Origin of the sequence: Azospirillum melinis, from assembly GCF_013340935.1 — a bacterium.
Taxonomy (GTDB): Bacteria; Pseudomonadota; Alphaproteobacteria; order Azospirillales; family Azospirillaceae; genus Azospirillum; species Azospirillum melinis.
The window spans coordinates 1-18,968 of sequence record NZ_WHOS01000093.1 but is presented as its reverse complement, the minus strand read 5'-3'; the positions used below and the strand labels follow the sequence as shown (position 1 = coordinate 18,968).

Annotated in this window: 14 protein-coding genes and 1 pseudogene; 5 read left to right on the top strand and 10 right to left on the bottom strand. The window is 64.0% G+C overall.

Annotated features, from left to right (window positions below; translation table 11 throughout):
- The 3 genes from GBZ48_RS33945 to GBZ48_RS33935 all read right to left on the bottom strand — a co-directional run.
- On the bottom strand, window positions 1–451 hold a 451-nt coding region (locus GBZ48_RS33945), incomplete at its 3' end, for a TRAP transporter large permease subunit (RefSeq protein WP_174475060.1).
- 40 nt (window positions 452–491) lie between these two features.
- Entirely contained in the window at window positions 492–1,085 is a 594-nt protein-coding gene (locus tag GBZ48_RS33940) for a TRAP transporter small permease (RefSeq protein WP_174475059.1), read from the bottom strand.
- A 242-nt stretch (window positions 1,086–1,327) separates the two neighbouring features.
- Window positions 1,328–2,908 (bottom strand): FAD-binding oxidoreductase, encoded by a 1,581-nt coding sequence (locus GBZ48_RS33935; RefSeq protein WP_425486040.1) that lies wholly within the window; start codon window positions 2,906–2,908, stop codon window positions 1,328–1,330.
- Between the two features lie 157 nt (window positions 2,909–3,065).
- On the opposite strand from GBZ48_RS33935, the gene GBZ48_RS33930 reads away from it, so the two are divergent.
- Window positions 3,066–3,797 carry a GntR family transcriptional regulator gene (locus tag GBZ48_RS33930; RefSeq protein ID WP_174475058.1) on the top strand — a complete coding sequence of 244 codons (732 nt, stop codon included), beginning with the start codon at window positions 3,066–3,068 and terminating at the stop codon, window positions 3,795–3,797.
- A gap of 124 nt (window positions 3,798–3,921) precedes the next feature.
- Here GBZ48_RS33930 and GBZ48_RS33925 read toward each other — a convergent pair whose 3' ends face one another.
- The 7 genes from GBZ48_RS33925 to GBZ48_RS33895 form a co-directional block, all read right to left on the bottom strand.
- Window positions 3,922–4,686 (bottom strand): IS6 family transposase, encoded by a 765-nt coding sequence (locus GBZ48_RS33925; RefSeq protein WP_174475057.1) that lies wholly within the window; start codon window positions 4,684–4,686, stop codon window positions 3,922–3,924.
- Window positions 4,687–4,735: 49 nt separating this feature from the next.
- Window positions 4,736–4,984, bottom strand: coding sequence for a hypothetical protein (locus GBZ48_RS33920; protein WP_174475056.1), 249 nt, complete (start codon window positions 4,982–4,984; stop codon window positions 4,736–4,738).
- 112 nt (window positions 4,985–5,096) lie between these two features.
- The gene (locus GBZ48_RS33915) at window positions 5,097–6,263 is read right to left on the bottom strand and encodes a calcium-binding protein (protein WP_174475055.1); all 1,167 of its coding nucleotides are present in this window, start codon (window positions 6,261–6,263) and stop codon (window positions 5,097–5,099) included.
- Window positions 6,211–10,215 carry a cadherin-like domain-containing protein gene (locus tag GBZ48_RS33910; protein WP_174475054.1) on the bottom strand — a complete coding sequence of 1,335 codons (4,005 nt, stop codon included), beginning with the start codon at window positions 10,213–10,215 and terminating at the stop codon, window positions 6,211–6,213. The genes GBZ48_RS33915 and GBZ48_RS33910 overlap by 53 nt, the downstream gene beginning before the upstream one ends.
- A 456-nt stretch (window positions 10,216–10,671) precedes the next feature.
- Entirely contained in the window at window positions 10,672–11,613 is a 942-nt protein-coding gene (locus GBZ48_RS33905; protein WP_209798540.1) for an HNH endonuclease family protein, read from the bottom strand.
- A gap of 10 nt (window positions 11,614–11,623) precedes the next feature.
- Window positions 11,624–13,987: an AAA family ATPase gene (locus tag GBZ48_RS33900; RefSeq protein ID WP_174475052.1), complete on the bottom strand. Its 2,364-nt coding sequence runs from the start codon at window positions 13,985–13,987 to the stop codon at window positions 11,624–11,626.
- Between the two features lie 46 nt (window positions 13,988–14,033).
- Complete coding sequence (locus GBZ48_RS33895; protein WP_209798541.1) at window positions 14,034–15,302, bottom strand: T6SS phospholipase effector Tle1-like catalytic domain-containing protein; 1,269 nt, start codon at window positions 15,300–15,302, stop codon at window positions 14,034–14,036.
- An 887-nt stretch (window positions 15,303–16,189) separates the two neighbouring features.
- Between GBZ48_RS33895 and GBZ48_RS33890 the strand changes: the two genes are divergently transcribed.
- From GBZ48_RS33890 to GBZ48_RS33880, 4 genes and pseudogenes are all read left to right on the top strand, one after another.
- A complete protein-coding gene (locus GBZ48_RS33890) occupies window positions 16,190–16,960 on the top strand; it encodes a hypothetical protein (protein WP_174475051.1) in 771 nt (256 codons plus the stop codon).
- Between the two features lie 147 nt (window positions 16,961–17,107).
- Window positions 17,108–17,472, top strand: a pseudogene (locus GBZ48_RS37120) (recombinase family protein); the annotation flags it as partial.
- Between the two features lie 33 nt (window positions 17,473–17,505).
- Window positions 17,506–18,633 carry a recombinase family protein gene (locus tag GBZ48_RS33885; protein ID WP_425486041.1) on the top strand — a complete coding sequence of 376 codons (1,128 nt, stop codon included), beginning with the start codon at window positions 17,506–17,508 and terminating at the stop codon, window positions 18,631–18,633.
- Window positions 18,633–18,890 (top strand): ParB N-terminal domain-containing protein, encoded by a 258-nt coding sequence (locus GBZ48_RS33880; RefSeq protein WP_174475050.1) that lies wholly within the window; start codon window positions 18,633–18,635, stop codon window positions 18,888–18,890. The genes GBZ48_RS33885 and GBZ48_RS33880 overlap by 1 nt, the downstream gene beginning before the upstream one ends.
- The last annotated feature ends 78 nt before the right edge of the window (window positions 18,891–18,968 follow it).

The following is an 18,968-nucleotide window of genomic DNA, read 5'->3' as shown; positions in this document are numbered from 1 at the left end:
GGATGATCGGGGCGATGATGCCGCCCGACGCGATCAGGCCGGCGGAGCGCGGCACCGGATAGCCATGGTCGCGCATCATCGGGATCAGCAGCGTGGCGAGTGCCGCGGTGTCGGCGATGGCCGAGCCCGACAGGCTGGCCAGCATCACCGAGGCGCCGATGGTCACGAAGCCCAGGCCGCCCTTGATGTGGCCGACCAGGCTGACCGCCAGGTTGATGATGCGCTGGGAGATGCCGCCGGCGTTCATCAGCTCGCCAGCCAGGATGAAGAAGGGCACCGCCATCAGCGGGTAGTTGTCGGCGCCGCTCAGCATGTTCTGGGCGACCAGCTGGGCGTCGAAGAAGTCGAGGTGGACCATCAGCGCGACGCCGGTCAGCATCAGCGCGAAGGCGATGGGCATGCCGAGCAGCATGAAGCCGAACAGCGAGCCCAGGAAAATGGTGAGCGTCATGGCGGCGTCTCCGTCCGCAAAAGGTCTTCTGGGCTGGGCTTCAGCGCTTGGCGACGGCGGCGCCGGGATGGCTGCCGGGTGCCGCCGGATCCACAGGGGGCGCCACGGCGGGGCCGTGCGATTCGGGATGGTCCATCATCGTGTCGGGGTCGCCGGGGATGCGGGCGCCGGGCTGGTTGGTGACGATCCGCCACAGGTTCGCCAGCACGATCAGCGCCATGGCGATGGCCGGGAAGAAGCCGGCCGCGGCGTAGATCGCCATGGGGAAGCGCAGGACGGTGGAGAAGGTCCCCATGCCGATCAGCAGCTGCATCCAGCTGCCCTGCACGAACAGGAACAGGGCGTAGAGGATCATCAGGTGCGAGACCACCGCGCAGACCCGACGGATTTTGAACGGGAGGCGGCTCTGCAGGATCTCCAGCCCGAGATGGCGCTGGTGGCGCAGCGCCACGGTGGCGCCCAGGAACACCAGCCAGACGAACATCAGCCGCGCGATCTCTTCCGCCGCCACGAGGCCGCTGCTGAAGATGTAGCGCAGGACGACATTGCTGAAGACGAGACCGACCATGACCGCCAGCATCGCCGCCATGATCGATTCCGTGATCCGCTCCAGCAGATCGGACACGCGTTTCATGTACCCTCCCCGGCGGCAGGCCGCCTGTGGTGCGTTATTTTCGTGCTTGGGGAATGCCGCGTTCGCCGGGTGGTCACGGGGGCGCATCCGCGATCCCGGGTCGCGGAACCGGACCGGTGGCGTTCGGCCCCGGCATTTCTGTTCCGGAATTACGCTACTGGCGGATCATGGCGATGGGTTCGTCACGCGCATCCAAATCCCGCGTGTCAATCCCACCCGCCAAACGCCGTCAAGGCTGTGTGTTACGGCCGATTGTCCGGCAGGATTTTTCCCGGATTCAGAATGTCTTCGGGATCAAGCGCCCGTTTGATCGCCCGCATGACGCTCACGCCGCCGCCATGCTCCAGTTCCATGAACTTCGCCTTGCCATAGCCGATGCCATGCTCGCCGGTGCAGGTTCCGTCCATGGCGATCGCGCGCCGGACGAGGCGTACGTTGAGATGTTCCGCGACTTCCAGTTCCGCCGGATCGGTCGGATCGATGGCGAGACCGAGGTGGAAATTGCCGTCGCCGACATGGCCAACGGTCGCAATGAAGAAGGGGGCGGCCTCGATATCCGGCCACGTCTCGCTCATGCAGCGCGACAGGGCGGAGATCGGCACGCACACGTCGGTGCTCCAGACGCGGGAATTGGGTCGCATGGCGGCGATGGCGTAATGGATGTTGTGCCGGGCCCGCCACAGACGGGCGCGATCGTCGGGATCGGATGCCCACTGAAACTCGGACCCGCCGAACTCCTCCACCATCTCCCTGGTGAGTTCGGCCTGTTCCGCTACCGCCGCGGCGCTGCCGTGGAATTCAAAGAACAGGGTCGGCGTTTCACGATAGCTCAGCCCGGAGTGACGATTGGTCGCCAGGATCGCCCGGGCATCCATGAATTCGATCCGCGCCAGCGGGATGCCGCACTGAATGATCGCGGTCACGGCGGCGACCGCAGAGTCCATGTCGTCGAAGGCGCACACCGCCGACGCGATCGTCTCGGGCACGCCGTAAAGTCGGATCGTCACCTCGGTGATGATGCCCAGCGTTCCTTCCGATCCGACGAACAGACGGGTCAGGTCATAGCCGGCCGCCGATTTGCGGGCGCGCCCCGAGGTTCTGACGATGCTGCCGTCGCTGAGGACGACGGTCAGGGACAGGACGTTCTCGCGCATCGTCCCGTAACGCACCGCATTGGTGCCCGATGCCCGCGTTGCCGCCATTCCGCCGATGGTGCATTCGGAGCCGGGATCGACCGGAAAGAACAGGCCGGTGTCGCGCAGATAGGCGTTGAGCTGCTGCCGGGTGACCCCGGCCTCCACCGTACAGTCGAGGTCGCCGGGACGGACCGCGACGATCCGGGTCATGCCGCCGAGGTCGAGGCACACCCCGCCCCGCCGGGCCGCCACATGCCCTTCGAGTGAGGTACCGGCACCGAAGGCGACAACCGGGGTCCGGTGCAGGGCGCAGAGCCTGACGATATCGGCCACCTCTTCGGTGGAGAGGGCCCGGCACACAGCCTCCGGCGCCTCGGTGGGGTGATAGGATTCACCACGCCCGTGATGTTCGCGGTCGGCCAGCGAGGTTGAAAAGCGATTTCCCAGGAGATCCTGCAGGGCGGCGGCCAGCGCATCGGGCAGGCCCCTCCGCTTGGCCGATAGAATCGAAGGAGAGCCGTCTTGATGCTCGGGGTCTGTCAGCGCTTCCATTTTGAAATCCCAATGTCTTCGGGGACGTGAGGTTTGTTCGGGAGCATGCCGCCCGTTCGGCGCTGCGCCGATCAGGGGGAACCCTTCCTGATTGATCGTTGAACTAGCATACATGTTCTTGCATCCAAGATGCAAGGGCCAACGCGGACTCGTGATTGTCGGATCGATGGTTGCTTGACAGACGCGGTTGCCCGCACCACGTTCGACGCTCCGTTCGGGCCGGAAGTCTTCAGTTCCAGATCGGGCGACGGTAACGACCCGCTTCTTCCGGGGACATGTAGGGCGCCGCATCATGGCCAAGGAAAGCCAAGCAAAGCAGGTTTCACTGACCCAGGAGGTGGCGGAGCGGATCAGGGACGCCATCGTTCAGGCCGAATTCGACTTGGGGGAGGCCATCCCGGAGGACAGCTTGGCCGAGGCGATGGGCATCAGCCGCACGCCGGTCCGTGAGGCGATGCGCATCCTGCAGATGGAAGGGCTGGTCGAGGTGGTGCCGAAATCCGGCACATACGTCTTCAACCCGACCGAGGAGGAGCTTCTGGAGCTTTGCGAGTTCCGCATCGCGCTCGAGCTGAAGGCCTCGATCCTTGCCATGCGGCGTGCCGCACCGGAAACCCTGGCAAGCCTGAACGAGGCGCTGGAGATGATGCGACGGGCACGGGAAGGGAACGACATGCGGATGTACAGCATGGCCGACATGGCCTTCCACAATGCCTTCTTCGAACATTGCGGGAACCGCTATCTTCGCCACGCCTATGTGACCAGCCTCGCCCGTGTTTCCGCGTTGCGCACCCATCTTGCCGTGACCGGGGAGGCGGAAACCGATCGGTCCTTTGTCGATCACGCGCGCATCGCCCAGCTGTTCGAGCGTCGGGATGAAGAGCCGCTGCCGGAGATCCTGGAGGAACATATTCTGCGCACCAAGACTCATTACCTGCGCGCCTTGGCCAACCGGGCCAGGGCTGCCAGGCAGAACGGCGGACGCGCCGGACGGATGCGGCGGAAACTCGGCATCGCCGGTTGATGCGCTGCCCTCGCTCGGGTGGATCACCCGGGTGTTGGGACGGCAAGAAGGGTCTTCACTTGCCGCTCTGTTGCAAAATTTGCCGGCAGGCGGGAGATGATGGTTACGGGCATCACCACCGATGCTATGCGTCCTGGAGTTCGAGCTGCTGGCTGATGAACTGGACGGCTTCGGCGAGCGCGCCAGGTCCGACATTGAAGGCGCGTTCGACGAGACGCGCCTCGCCCTGCATGTCGCGGGTGATGTTGAAGCTGGATGCTTGGCCTTTGCGGAGCGCCGGCATCACCTCAAAGCCATTGATCGTCGCGTAGGCTGTCTTCAGGGCCTTGAAACCTCGCACCGGGCGGATCAATTGCTTCAGCTTGCCGTGGTTGGCTTCCACCACGTTGTTCAGATATTTGACCTGCCGGTGCTCGGTCTCCTCGGGACATTTGCCCTCGACCTTCAGCTCCGCCAAGGCAGGCCCATAAATTGGCGCCTTGTCAGTGTTGATGACCGTCGGCGTCTCCCACTCTTTCAAGCCATTCAACGCCTTGGACAGGAAGCGCTTGGCGGCGGTGTTTCGCGTGGGAGAGAGATAGAAGTCGATGGTGTTGCCATGCTTGTCGACAGCTCGGTACAGGTAGGCCCACTTGCCGCCCACCTTTACGTAGGTCTCGTCCACCCGCCAGCTGGTCGACCGCGGACAGCACCACTGCCAGCGTAGCCGCTTCCCGATCTCCGGCGCGCACTTCTGTACCCAGCGGTAAACGGTCGAGTGATCGACCGAAACGCCGCGCTCAGCCATCATCTGCTCGAGATCACGGTAGCTGATGCCATATCGACAGTACCAGCGCACCGCCCAGGGCACGATCTCACCCTCGAAGTGGCGTCCCTTGAAGTCCGACACGGCTTGGCTCCATCCAACCTCCAGCCATTCCGCCGCCTGCCGGCAAACTTTACAACAGAGCCTGGTCCCCTGCGGTGGTGGTGTTGATGCGGAACTCGCCACCGACAGGATTGCCGGAGGCATCCAGCCGACGCCCGTACACGCCGGCGCCGCTGCCATCCTGACCCGTCGACATCCAGACGATCACCGAGCTGCCGTCGTGGAAGGAGGCGATGTTGGGAACGCTTTGATCATTCGCCGTCGTCGTGTTCATCCAACGCTCGGACTGGAAATTCCATGAACTCAAGATGGACGCCATCGATGACTCTCCTGAAAATCTTCTGAGTTTATTCTATGATCACGCAATCCGAATACTTGTCCGCCAGAGTACTCTTTGACCGACAACCGGCAGTGAGACAGCAACACTGACCTCAGGTCGGTGCCGCCACCCAGATATCGCTCGCCGACAGCGAGCGGACGTTCAGAAGGGCAACGGCTGTTGCCGCCATCGTCCCGGTTCCGTCGGGATCATAGGACAACACTCCCGTCGCCGTGTTGAATACGAAGCGGTCATCAGCGTCGCCCGGTGCGTTGAGCGCGAAGCGGCCCGCATCGAGCTGCCCGGTCGGCAGACTGCCAAAGGCGGAGCCGAGAACTTCGATCCGGTCGATGCCGGATTGAAAGTCGAGAATCGCGTCACCGCCGAGATCCGGTCCCAGGAAACGAAAGACATCAGCGCCTTGCCCGCCAAAAAAGGCTTCCTGCGCTGAAGTCGACACGAGAACATCATTTCCGGCCGTTCCCTGCACAGTGCCGGACGTAGAAATACTTTGGTACAGCTTCGCAACTGCCGCCGCTCCTCCCCAGGTAGCGATGAAACCACCGTCGGATGTGGGTGCGAAGGACGGCAGCGACTGATCGCCAGCCGTGACGTCGGACAGACGGAACTCGTTGCCGACCCGCCCTCCCACCGGGTCGAAGCGCTGGGCATAGATGCCCAACCCGCTGCCGTCCTGGCCGGCCGACTGCCAACCCACAACGAAGCCGCCATCGGCGGTCGCCGCCACGGTCGGGCTGCTCTGCTCGCCCAGGCGGTAGCTGTTGACACGGATCGGCGCTCCCAGCAGCGCGCCATTGTCGGCAAATCGCTGCACATAGACATCGTTGACGTTTCCCGACCCGTCGTTGGACTGCCAGACGGTCACATAGCCGCCGCCTTTCAGCGCCACGCTCTGCGAGGCCCAGGCCGGTCCCCAGCTGCCGCCCCAGGCCGTGATCCGGCTTTCGCTGCCGCCCGCTCCCGACGCATCGAACTGGCGCTGGTAGAGCTCCCAGCTGCCGGACTGGCGCGTGTACCAGGTCACCGCGAAACGGCCGCCCGGCAGGCCGACGACCCCGGCCAGAAGCTGGTCGCTCGCCGTGCTCTGATTGACGCGGAACTCACCACCCACCGTCTGGCCGGTCGCGTTGTAGCGCTGGGCATACACACCGTAGCTGGAGCCATCCTGGTTGAGCGAATGCCAGGCGATGACATAGCCGCCGTCGTCAAGGGCGGAGACGATGGACGCGCCCTGCCCGTCGGGCAGATAGCTGTTCACCCGCGTGATGCCGCCCTGGGCGATACCGTCGGCGTCGAAGCGCTGGGCGAAGGTGTCGATGGTCGCGTTGCTGGTATCGTTGGTCCAGGTGATGACGAAGCCGCCGTCGCGCAGGCCGGTGATGGTCGGAGCCCAGGGGTGTGGACCGGCGCCGGCGATGGCCAGCGGCTGTCCTTTCGGGGCACCGTTGGCATCGAGCACCTGCACCGCGATGGCGTCGGTGTTCTGATAGACGGCGGCATAGCCGCCACCCGCAAGCGCCGTGATCCGCGAGCCGCCAAGCCCACCACCAAGCGTCCGCTCGGGACCCACAACCAACGATGCATGCCCCGGCAGCGCGGGGGGGCGCAGGAGAGATCGCGACCGTTACCGTGCCTGTCGACAACGCGCCGAATTCGTCCGCCAGCGTATACTGGAATACTGCGTTCCCAACGTAACCGCTCTCTGGCGTGAACAGGATCTTGCCGGTCCCATCAAGCATTACGCTGCCATGCTGGGGATTCCTCACTCCGGTGATCTTCAAGACACTCGACTTGTCTGCGTCAGTGTCGTTCGCAAGCAAATCGTCGACCTTGATGATCAAAGGCGTTTCATACAGCCCGTTGACAAGGTCTGCCTGCGCCACCGGCACATCGTTCCTGCCTTGCACGGTGACGCTCAGCGTCTGCGCCGTGGCCGCGGTGCCATCCGTCACGCCATAGCCGAAGGTCAGCGTGGCGGTCTCTCCCGCCGCCAGATCGTTGAACTGGGCCGGATCGATGGTCAGCGTCGAGCCGTTGCGCGTCACGCTCACCGCCCGCCCGCCGGTCTGGCTGAAGCCCGTCACCGACAGAACGTCGCCCTGGTCCGGATCACTCGCCCCCTGCAGCAAATTCACCACCAGCGGAACCGCGTCCTCGTCGGTGGTCGCGCTCACCGGCCCGGCCACCACCGGCGCGTCGTTGCGGCCGGCCACCGTCACCGTCAGCGTCCGCGCCGTGGCCTCCGTCCCATCCGACACCCCGTAGGCGAAGGTCAGGTTCGCGCTCTGCCCAGCCGCCAGCCAGCCAAACTGGGCCGGGTCCAGCCCCAGCACGCCGTTGCTCACGCTCACCGCCGCCGCCGGCCCGCCGGTCTGGCTCAGCCCCGCCGCCGACAGCGGGCTGCCCTCGAAGTCGAAGGCCCCTTGCAGCAAATCCACCGACAGCGCCGCCGCGTCCTCGTCGGTCGCAGCATTCAGGTTGCCCGGCAGCAGCGGCGCGTTGTTGGCGTCCAGCCGCAGCAGCGCGTCGGCGAACTGCACCCACTCCACCCCCTGCAACGTGTCGGTGCCCTCGCCAGACGCCGTCGCCTGGATCGTCCAGTCCGCGCCGACCTTCGTCGCCACGTAATCGCGCACGCTGCCGGCATAGACCGCAGTGTCGCTGCCCGAGCCGCCGACCAGCGTGTCGTTGCCGCCCCGGCCCTCCAGCACATCGTTGCCGGCACCGCCGTCCAACCGGTTGGCGCCACCATCGCCACGCAGCGTGTCGTTGCCCGATCCGCCGGTCAGGTGCTCGATCGACAGCAGTACGTCGCCCGTGGCGTCGCCCACCGTGCCGGTGCCGCTGGCGAGGTCGACCGCCACCGCCGCGGCCGAGGAGACGTAGCTGGCGGTGTCGCTGCCCGATCCGCCATCCAGTGTGTCGGCCCCGGCCCCACCGAGCAGCGTGTCGTTGCCGGCTCCACCCGATAGGCTGTCGGCGCCAGCCCCGCCGTCGAGCAGGTTGGCCCCGGCATCGCCCGCCAGCGTGTCGGCATAGCCCGAGCCGGTCAGGTTCTCGATCGACAGCAACACATCACCGGCCGCCTCGCCCGCCGTGCCGGCACCGCCCGCCAGATCGACCACCACCCCGGCCGCGGCCGTCGCGTAGCTGGCGGTGTCGGTGCCGGTCCCGCCATCCAGCGTGTCGGCCCCGGCCCCGCCGATCAGCGTGTCGTTGCCGGCCCCGCCCGACAGGCTGTCATCGCCACCAGCCCCGGCCAGACGGTTGGCCAGATCGTTGCCGGTGCCGGTGAAGGGGCCGCTGCCGCTGTAGGTCAGCAGCTCGATGTTGGCCCCCAGCGCGTAGACCGACAGGCTGGTGCGGACTTCGTCGGTGCCCTGGCCGGCCAGCTCCGTCACCACGTCGCCGGCGTCGTCGACGAGGTAGACGTCGTTGCCAAACCCGCCGGCCATGCTGTCGGCGCCCAGCCCGCCATCCAGGACATTGGCGCCGCCATTGCCAGTCAGCACGTTGTCCAGCGCGTTGCCGGTGGCGCTGATCGCTGCCGAGCCGGTCAGCGTCAGGTTCTCGACATTGGCGCCCAGGGTCCAGCTGACCGAGGCGGTCACCGTGTCGGTGCCCTCGCCCTCCAGCTCGATCACCACGTCACCCGCATTGTCGACGACGTAGCTGTCATTACCGGTGCCGCCGACCAGCGTGTCGGCCCCGCCGCCGCCGTTCAGCGTGTCGTCGCCCTCCAACCCGGTCAGCAGGTTGGCGGCGCCATTGCCGACCAGCAGGTTACTGGCCGCGTTGCCGGTGCCGGAGGTGGCGGCCGAGCCGATCAGGGTGAGGTTCTCGAAATCAGCCAGCAGGGTGTGGCTGACCGAGCTCTGCACCGTGTCGATGCCTTCGCCCGGCAGTTCCACCAGCACGTCGCTGATGTTGTCGATGACGTAGGTGTCGTTGCCGGCGCCGCCAATCAGCGTGTCGGCTCCCGCCCCGCCGTTCAGCGTGTCGTTGCCGTCCAGACCGATCAGGACATTGTCCGCCGCCGTGCCGGTCAGGCTGTTGTCGAGATCGTTGCCGGTCCCGGTGAGGGCGCCACCGGTCAGCACCAGCGCCTCGACGTTGGCGCCCAGCGTGTAGTCGACGGCGCTGCGCACCGTGTCGCTGCCCTCACCGGCCAGTTCGACCACTTGGTCGCCCGCATCGTCGACGATGTAGGTGTCGTTGCCGCTGCCGCCGAACAGGCTGTCGGCGCCAACTCCGCCGTCGAGCCAGTCGTTGCCGGCAGCCCCCGCCAGCGTGTCGTCGCCCGCTCCGCCGCGCAGGGTGTCGTTGCCGGCACTGCCGGTACCGGAGAAGCTGCCCGAGCCGGTGTAGGTCAGCACCTCGACATTGGCCGCCAGGGTGAAGGCGGACAGCGAGGTCCGCACCTCGTCGGTGCCCCCGCCGGCGGCCTCCACCACCAGATCGGCCGCATCGTCGATGATGTAGGTGTCGTTGCCGGCACCCCCCACCAGCGTGTCGAGGCCGAGTCCGCCGGCCAGGGTGTCGTTGCCCGCCCCACCCTGGATGCGGTTGTCCAATTCGTTGCCGGTGCCGCTGAAGGCGCCGGTGCCGGTGAAGGTTAGCGACTCGATGTTGGCGCCGAGCGTATAGGCGGTGAGCGGGGTGCGGACCTCGTCGGTCCCTTCGCCGGTCAGTTCGGTGACCACGTCGCCGCTGTCGTCGACGAGATAGACATCGTCACCCAGACCACCGACCAGGGTGTCGGCCCCCAGGCCGCCGTCGAGCGTGTCGTTGCCGTCCAGTCCGACCAGGCTGTCCGCGCCCGAACTGCCGGTGAGGCGGTTATCGAGGGCGTTGCCGGTACCGGTGAAGGCGGCCGAGCCGGTGTAGGTGAGGTGTTCGACCCCATCGGCCAGAGTATAGGCCGCGAGGTCGGTGCGGACCTCGTCGGTGCCTTCGCCCGCCACCTCGACGATCTGATTGAGGGGGGTGGCGATCAGGTAGAGGTCGTCGCCGCTGCCGCCGGCCAGGGTGACGCCCACCACCGCGTCGGCCGGGCCACCGCTCAGGGTGTCGTTTCCGGCTCCGCCAAACAGACTGTCGGCGCCCCCGGCCCCATCGAGGCGGTCGTCGCCATCCAGACCGTACAGCGCGTCATCGGCCAAGCCACCGATGAGCGTATCATCTCCACTGGTACCCGTCAGGATGGACATCGAACAGCGCTCCCCCAAGCGATTGAGAGTTAGCTGTACGAATGGAGTGCACTTGAAGTCAATTCTTGCGCGAGTTGAACAAGATGATGTTGTTCGTCCACGAAGCCGCCCTTTGACGGGCAGCCATCAATAGGGCCGAAAACCGCGCTGACGACGGATCTTCGGACACATAGTTTGTCGGACGGATTTCCGGACATCGGGCACAGTGACATGCGCAAGAGCTGAGCAAGGTAGGCGTTGCTGGTACAGGAACGCTTCCCGCCCATTGAGAGCGTCGAGACTAATCGCCCCCCGCTTCTGGCTGCTCCGTGTCCTGGAAGTCATCGGGCACGACCGCTACATCACCGACTATGATGCCTTTCCGCCCTGGACATGTTGCTGGAACCGGCAACCACCTGAAGGGCGTCCTGCAACCGATCGCAACTTCACAGCGAAAGTTGCTGTGATCCGCTTGCTCTATGACCTCCCTTCAAGCCGCACCATGAAGGCATCGAGCCAAACCTTGGCCATGGCAGAGTAAGGCTGATCCGGTTCCGTCATCGCCTTCATTTCGGCAGCGGTCCGGTCCAGCAGGGTACGCAGGCGGCGGAGGATGGCGGGCGCCGTGGCCGCAGTCACCCCGTCGAGCGCCTCGGCCACCGCCGGCGTACCGAGATCGTCGATGAGCACCCCCAACTCGACGGTCAGCTCGCCCAGAAACTCCAGCCGCCGCAGCAGCCGGGTGCGGTCCTGCACCAGCCCGAGCCGGTTCAGGCCGTAGACCTGGATCGAGGTTGCCCCGCGCTCGCGCTGACCGTCGTCGCCGCGCGGAACGACGAGGCTGCAGGTCGGCGTGTCCGCGACGATGAAGTCGAGATGCGCCGCCGGATCGTCCTCGCAGGGGTTGAGAAGAAGCGCCTGCTCGCCAGTGTAGTTCACCAGCTCCGCCTGCAGCCGCGTCGCGCCCGGGCGGAGCGGGAAGCTGTCCTTCTTGCCGGATTGCACCGAGTTGACCGCCTTGGCGCCGTCCCGCAACACCGTCAGGCTGGCCGAGACCACCCTCACCTCCTGCTTGCGCTTCCGGTTGCAATCGATGCAGCTCGGCAGGAGGTTGTCCCACGCCATCGCGATCCACCAGTATCCGGAATGCTCCTTATCCTCATAGACCGCGTTCTTCGGCCGGTAATGCTCGACGTCGACCGGCGCGGAGGCCGAATAATAGGTTTCGCAATAGGCGCACTTGCCGTGGAAAAGCTCGTGGAGCCTGCGCTTCACCTCCTCGTCCTTGTAGGCCTTGAACTCGAAGCTCTTGGTCATCGTCGGGTCGCTGACGTGCGCCCGCGCGCGCTCCAGCTCGTTTTTGCCGTCTTTGTCCCTGGCCCCGAGCGCCGCCGGCGGTGGTTCCGTTCCCCTTGCCACGCGCCTCATCTCAGATCCCCCGCAGCACCTGGAGGATGCTGTCCTTGGTCGTCCGATTCAGTTCCTCCATCTTCTTCTGCGAGGCCGCACGCCGTTCCCTTAGGAAATCCGCGACCGCCTCCTGCACGAGCCGGTGCGCCTGAGACGATCCGACCGGCAGCGCCTCGGCGATGTCCCTTTGGAAACTGTCGAGAGTCGCCCGTTCGGCCTCCGACAGAGGGGCGCCGGCACGGCGCTTCGCCAGCAGCTCGCCGACTGATGCGAGCCGGTCGTCGATCTCCGCCGCGTCCGTCGAATGGAGCTGGAAGAGATCAGAGGTCAGTAGTTGATCGATCCGCAACTGGGCAAGGTTCGGCAGATCAACGAGCTGCTCCACGAAGACCGGCAGGTTGGTCTCCGCGCCGCTCCCCTCGCTGGCCACCCGCTGGAGGACCACCACCTCGCCGTCCTCCATGCCCCGCAGGCACAGCGGGTCATGGGTGGTAGCGATGATCGTCATGTTGGGCAGCGCCCGGCGAAGGCCCCGCATGATCTGCATCTTCCAGCGCGGGTGGAGATGCGCCTCCACCTCGTCGATCAGGACCACGCCGCGCGCGTTCACCAGGGTTTCGAACCTGTCAAGGACGCGACGGTCCATCAGGCCCTGCATGATCTCGCAGGCCATGGCCAGCACCGACCGGAAGCCGGAGGACACGGCGCTCAGCGGCGTGCGGCTCAAAGTGCTTTCGCCGTTGCGTCCCTGCACGGCGGTCACGATCCAGCAGCGGCGCTTTTCCGGATCCCGCTGGATCACCTCGAACTCGCCTTCGATTGACAGGATCTCGCGCAAGGCCCGGATGACCATCGCGAAGCGTGTTTCATCCAGCGTCAGCAGCCAGGGCTGCGGATTGCTCAGTGGACGGCTGTCGAACAGGTTGTGGACCGGCTGGCCGGGCGAGTACCGGCGCCCGCTATGCTGATAGTGCCGGAAGGCGCCGTAGGCGAATACCGGTGGCGCCCTGAAATCAGGATCGCTGTTCCCGCCCATGGTGTCGGACGTGATCGTCAGCCGGCTCCGGGTACCATCGTCCAGAGTCACCTCCACCTTGGCCGCGCGTGGCGTGGGCGCGTTCGATCCTCCCATCAGCGACGGATCCAGCACAAAGCTCTGGGCCGACAGCTTCAGATCTTCCCGCGCCGATTCGCTGGAAAGGGCCAGGGCGATCCCTTCCAGGATCGAGCTCTTGCCCGCCGCGTTCTCCCCCAGGATCAGCACCGACGGCACAGGCGCGTCCTCGCCGGCGCCCGGCGCGCCCGGACGAGGCTTGGGCAGACGAAGGGGAAGATCCTCGATGGCCTTGAAGTTGGTCAGCCTGACCTCCGCCAGACGCGCGTCGCCCATGGTGCGACGCCTGCTGGCAATGGACGCGGCGGCCGATGCCTGTGCGGGGCTATCCGATTCCGCGTCCTCGTCCTCCAGGCGTTTTCGGGCGTCGCACAGCCGCTGCCCAATGTCCGGCTGGCCATAGACGCTCATGTAGAACCGCAGGATGCGGGACGGCGACAGAACCGGCTTCGGCCCCAGACTACTGCCGACGACGGCGGCCAGCCGGCGCAGCAGCAGGTACCAGGTGCCTCCGAACTCAAGCTCAGCGAAACGGAACAGATCGGCGATCGTGCGTCGCACCTCCGGACTGGCACCCGCCTGCCGCGCCCCGTTTCCGGCCATTTCCGTCACCAGATTCTCGAAATAGGCGGCATGGCGCTTTTCCCGCTGCCGTACCCGGACCTCATGGTTGAGATTGAAGGTCTCGACGGTTGCTGCCCCACGATCCGAAATGCCGAAGATCCGTCCGTCCCATCGCGGCCGCAGGCTGCGGTGGAAGTCGGTGGATTGGCAAGGGTCGAGCAGCAACGAGCGTTCGGGGATCGGATAAGCGCGCCACAACCCGACCTTCTCGTCGACATAACGATTGATCGCCCGTTGGTCCGGCAGAGGAGCACGCGCGCCAACAATTGGGAAATACTCGGGTTGGCTGGGCTGGCAGCACGCGCAGATCGGATAGAGGTTCTCCCAGGCGTCGGCCAGCCAGACATAATACAGATGCCCATGGTCGGATCGTTGGAAGGGCAGCGCCTCGGCCGGGGGCCGGAAACGGTAGGGGCGCGTGTCGGCCTGCGCCTCGCAGAAGGCGCAACGCCCTCCGAACAGTGTCCGCAACGCCTCGTTGACGCTTTTGTCGTCCAACACCCCGGAGCCGACCGGCGCCCGTGTCTGGGCGCGCTTTTCAGCGTCCATCAGCATGAAATCGCGCATCGCCTCGCGTGATTTCTCGACCTCCGGCCGCAGCAATCCCTGTGGCGGCGGCTGGTTCGCCCGTTCGACCTTCTGCATAACCCCTTTCCCCTGCTTTATGAGCGGATCCATTGGCCGGCCGGCATCACGCGCCGGAGCCATCCAACTCATCGTCCCAGATCCATGGCTCTTGAAGATTGATGGGCCTGTAGTCCGGAATGCGCTTCATCCGCTCCCTCACCGAGCGGTGGACCAGGGCGCCTAGCGGTAGGAGGCGCGGCTCCGACCGGGGCAGATACCAGCCGAAACGCACCTCGCGGTCCGTCCATTCCCTCCATCTGGCCCGTTTGGGCAACCATTCGAGCAGCCGCCAGCCAGCCGTCATGGACTGGTGCATGTCGGCCGTGGCATCCGGAGCGACATAGCTGTGGCGGCTGCCCGGCCGTGGCCTGCCATGCACGAGATGATCGACCATGGCGTCGTTGACGTGAAGGCCGTGCCGGTGGGCCTCCTCGATCATCCAGGCTAAGGGGAACTTGGACAGGCCGCTCTCGGACTCCGGATAACCGCCGCCGATGTCGGCGTGCACGCCCGCGAACCAGACCTCCCGGATATCCTGCGGCACCGCAGCGTCCGGCCTGAACGGGTCGGGTCGGTGCTCCTGCCTGCCCGTCCAGCGGTTGAGCCTGAACATCCGGCGACGCTCGTCGATCGCGATGGCTTGGCGGAAACGTTTGACGCTGGGGTTGGTCCGCGTGAAGCGCAGCATCTGAAGTTCGGGAAGCAGGCGGCCACGGCGCGGCACGATGACCGAGGCGACCGTGTCCCACACACCGACGAATTCGATCTGCACCGGTTTCGCTCCGACCACCCGGCTGAAATCCCAGGCCGCGTGCAGCGCCTCGTTGCCGCCCCGCCCGGCGCTCCTGTCGACGCCCTCCCCCGGCTCGCCGTCGCCTGGCTCCAGCGGCCGGCGGTCGCGGTTCGTCTCCATGTAGGCGGTCAAGGCGTAGCCGGAGAGATTGAGCTGATCAGGCCGGAGCAGACCGATGACGTGCAGGAAGGCGGCCAGCACCCGGACGGTGTAGGCGCCGCGGCTGAACCCGAACAGCCAGATCCGGTCGCCATCCCGATAGGCTTCGCACAGGAACCGATAGGCTCCCAGGACATCGTCGTCCAGCCCGTACCCTGTCGCCAGCCCGAATACGCCGCGCACTCTCTGACGGAAGCGCTGCCAAGCGTTCTTCTGGCCGATCGTCCCCACGCCGGGATTGTAGTAAACGCGCTGCCGGTCGCTCTTCTCCAGAATGCGATACAGCTTGAGGACGTTGGAGATCGTCGTGCCGATCTCGTTGCCGGTTCCGTCGCAGCAGATGACGATATTCCTGCCCGGCTTCATTTCCTCTACATCCATTGGCATTGCCTCCGCCATTCCCGAAACGGACTCGCCTCGCACAGCCCCGGGTCACCGGACCATGAACCCGCCCTCTTCGGTTTGGAGGACGGCACCACATTCCGCTTTCCGCAAAAGGTCGACAGCGACAGCTGATCCATCCCGCCCATGACGCAGGCCGCGAGGATGGGAGTCCTCCTCCTCGTGGGGGTCTGGTCCGGAGAGTCTTGCCGCGTCCCGCGCCTGCGCGCACTCCAAAAAGCCTTCAGTGATGGCCCGGCCGCACTCGAACGTTGCCAGTACCGCGCCAATGAACCCGTCACCGCCCTGTTCGTGCAAGGCAGGCAAAGCCATTCCCAGACCTCGTACAAGGTTGCATCCAGGCTGCCCCCGTCCCCGTCGAGCGCCCGGAGGGTGGCATCAAGGGCATTACCCCAGGAGAAAGTCCGTGGGACCCAGGTGGCAGCCTCCATCGCGTCGCACAAAGAGTCCCTGAGATCCTCACTCCGCAGGCAGCGTTTCCTAAGCATCCGATCCTCGGACGATATCAACAGCGCCTCCAAGACGAGGCGTTGGAGCTGGCGGGCCTACGTGGCCAGCCAGCTCTCGTGGACGGTGCCGAGCACCACGGGGACATCGAAGGGCATCCCGCCGGACAGCGGAGTTCGCAGGCCAAAGTCAAGTCCGGCACGCTTCGGTATGAGCTGATCAGACGCCACGACGCCCCAGACGAATCCATTTATACGCCCCCGCCCCGTTCAACCGCACGCCATGCTATGGCCATCCATTACACCCTTTTCTTGCAAACAGAACGGCAGAAAATGACTTTCTATAAAGGCATGGGCAACGCAGTGCAACCTTCAGAGCATTCATCCAGATAGAGAGCCACCTCGATAGAAGCCATATTCATGGTCGCGACCGCGCAGCGGCTGTGGTGGGATGATCATCTCCACCGTCTGCCCCGTATGGCGCACGCAGCGGTGCTGGACATGATCTTCGTCTCCGGCCGATGTAGCCCAGAAACGCTGCAGATTAGGCCGACGACTGATGCGCTGCCGGCTGGTATATTGACACTATGCTCCCGCATTCCGCCGGCTTTCCACTTCCCGACGACGAGCGCGCTCCAGGTTCTGACAGGACCGCTGTCGGCGCAGCTGACTGAGCGCAAGCAGGTTGTGGCGACGCGCAACTGCATCATCGACACACTGAATAGCCAGTTGGGCACGTTTCGTGCTGATTCAGATGCTGAATGCTCTCCCACCAGCGTCCGCCCTGCCACCATAGCGCCGCCGACACCGGAGCCGCCGATCGGGTGTAGAGCCACCCAAGTCGAGATGTTGCCTGCCAATGGCCAAGTGCTGCACATCGGCGAGGACATCGCCCCGTCACAGGCGTCGGCTGGGCGGCGCCTTGGACGACCAGAAATCTCGGCTTTCCGCGATGTTGCACATGAGTTCGCTATCCCCGGCCTTCTGGAGCAGTTCGGCCAATGCGATACCATCATCGCTTGTTGGGTTCGTACTTCGTTTCGAACTAAAGCGTTGAAATCACAATCCAGCCGTCCAATCCAATTAGCCCCTTCTTCGTACCCCAGGGCGATCGGTGAATTTCCACCACGATCGCGGACGCTATCTACCCTTTTTCGGCGACATCTTTCCGGCACTCAGCATTTACAGTGATAGCCAATGTAAAGACGGTGGGGAATCGCCTGAACCGTCACTCGATGCCCAAGGGAAAGCGCTTCTTATGCTTCCCTGTCATCGCTGCCGGTTGAGGAGCGTATCGTGAGAAACGGGAATCAACATCGCGAAAACGGTCGGAACTCAATGTCTGCAAAACCGTTACGCGCTGCCGAATATGTCCGGATGTCGACTGATCATCAGCGCTATTCCACTGAGAACCAAGTTGGAGCTATACGGCACTATGCCTCCACACGAGGCATCGAGATTGTACAGACTTATGCTGATGAAGGAAAAAGGGCCTCCGGCTGGACGGACGTGATGCCCTGAAAAGGTTAATCGAGGATGTTCAGAACGGCCAAGCCAACTTTCAAATTATTTTGGTCTACGACATCAGTCGATGGGGCCGGTTCCAGGACGCTGATGAAAGTGCATACTATGAATATATCTGCAAGCGGGCTGGAATCATCGTCCAATATTGTGCCGAGCCGTTCGAAAATGACGGCAGTCCGGTTTCCACCATTGTTAAGGGTGTCAAGCGGGCCATGGCCGGAGAATATAGCCGGGAACTGTCGGTAAAGGTCTTCACAGGACAGTGTCGATTGATCGAGCTTGGCTTTCGGCAGGGAGGTGCCCCCGGTTTAGGATTGCGCCGCATGTTGGTTGACCAAGCCGGCGCACTGAAAGGCGAGCTTACCCGCGGTCAGCAAAAGAGCATCCAAACTGATCGTGTCTTACTGACGCGAGGACCAGATGGAGAGGTTGACATTGTTCGGCGAATCTATCGTGCTTTTGTCGAAAAACGGCAGTCTGAACGGCAGATTGCGGAGGAACTCAATACTGAAGGAATTCTGACCGACCTGGATAGGCTCTGGACACGCGGCACCGTTCACCAAATACTAATCAACGAGAAATATGTCGGAAACAATGTTTGGAACAGGACTTCATTTAAATTAAAGAAAAAGCGCGTTCGAAACGAAGCAGAAATGTGGATTCGTGCTGATAACGTTTTTCCTGCTATCGTAGATCGTTCGCTTTTCGACGCGGCTCAGAATATTATTCAGATGCGATCGGTGCGCCTCACGGACGCAGAGATGCTTGGTGCGCTGACGGACCTCTTTAGCCGTGAAGAGACGTTATCCGGCCTGATCATTGACGAGGCTGAAGGATTGCCATCCAGTAGCGCTTACCGGGCCCGTTTCGGTAGCCTGCTGCGAGTTTACGAAATAATCGGCTACAGGCCGCGCCGTGACTATCGCTATATCGAAATCAACCGAGCTCTTCGGCAACTTTATCCAGGTATCGTTCAGAGCATCATTGACGGACTTGAGAGCCGTGGCTGCGTGCTTCGACATGATGGTGACCTAATTATGGTCAATGGTGAATTCTCCCTGTCTGTGGTGATCTCGCGCTGTTGTCGAATACAATCCGGAAGTCTGAGATGGTGGCTACGCTTCGATACTGGCCTCCAACCGGATATCACCGTGGCAGTCCGGATGAATGCGGCCAACCAAGTTCCAATGGATTTCTATCTGCTGCCCGGTATCGATATCGCCAGGATGAAACTGAAACTGGCGGAAGACAACGGGCTCGCCCTGGACGCCTATCGGTTCGATACCCTTGAGGTGCTTTACGATCTGGCAGCTCCCGTTCACCTCATGGAGGCAGCCTAATGCCAGCGTCGCGCCGACAACGAATGGAAATGATCCCTATCGGTGATATCCACACCCTCAATCCCCGTGCCCGTAACAAACGGCAGCATCGGGAAATCGTCGATAGCATCGACAACGTGGGTCTGAAGCGGCCGATTACTGTCCGGCTCAAGCCGGGAAGCAATCCACCCCGTTACGATCTTGTCTGTGGTGAGGGGCGGCTTGAAGCCCTAGGGTACGGACCCATAAAGAGCCTTTCCGTCAGTGAGCCGTTGTGATTCAACGCCCTGGAAAGGGGCTTTGCGATGAGCGACGGTCAGTTCTGGTTGACGGTGGAGCAGTTTGGGCGGCTTGAA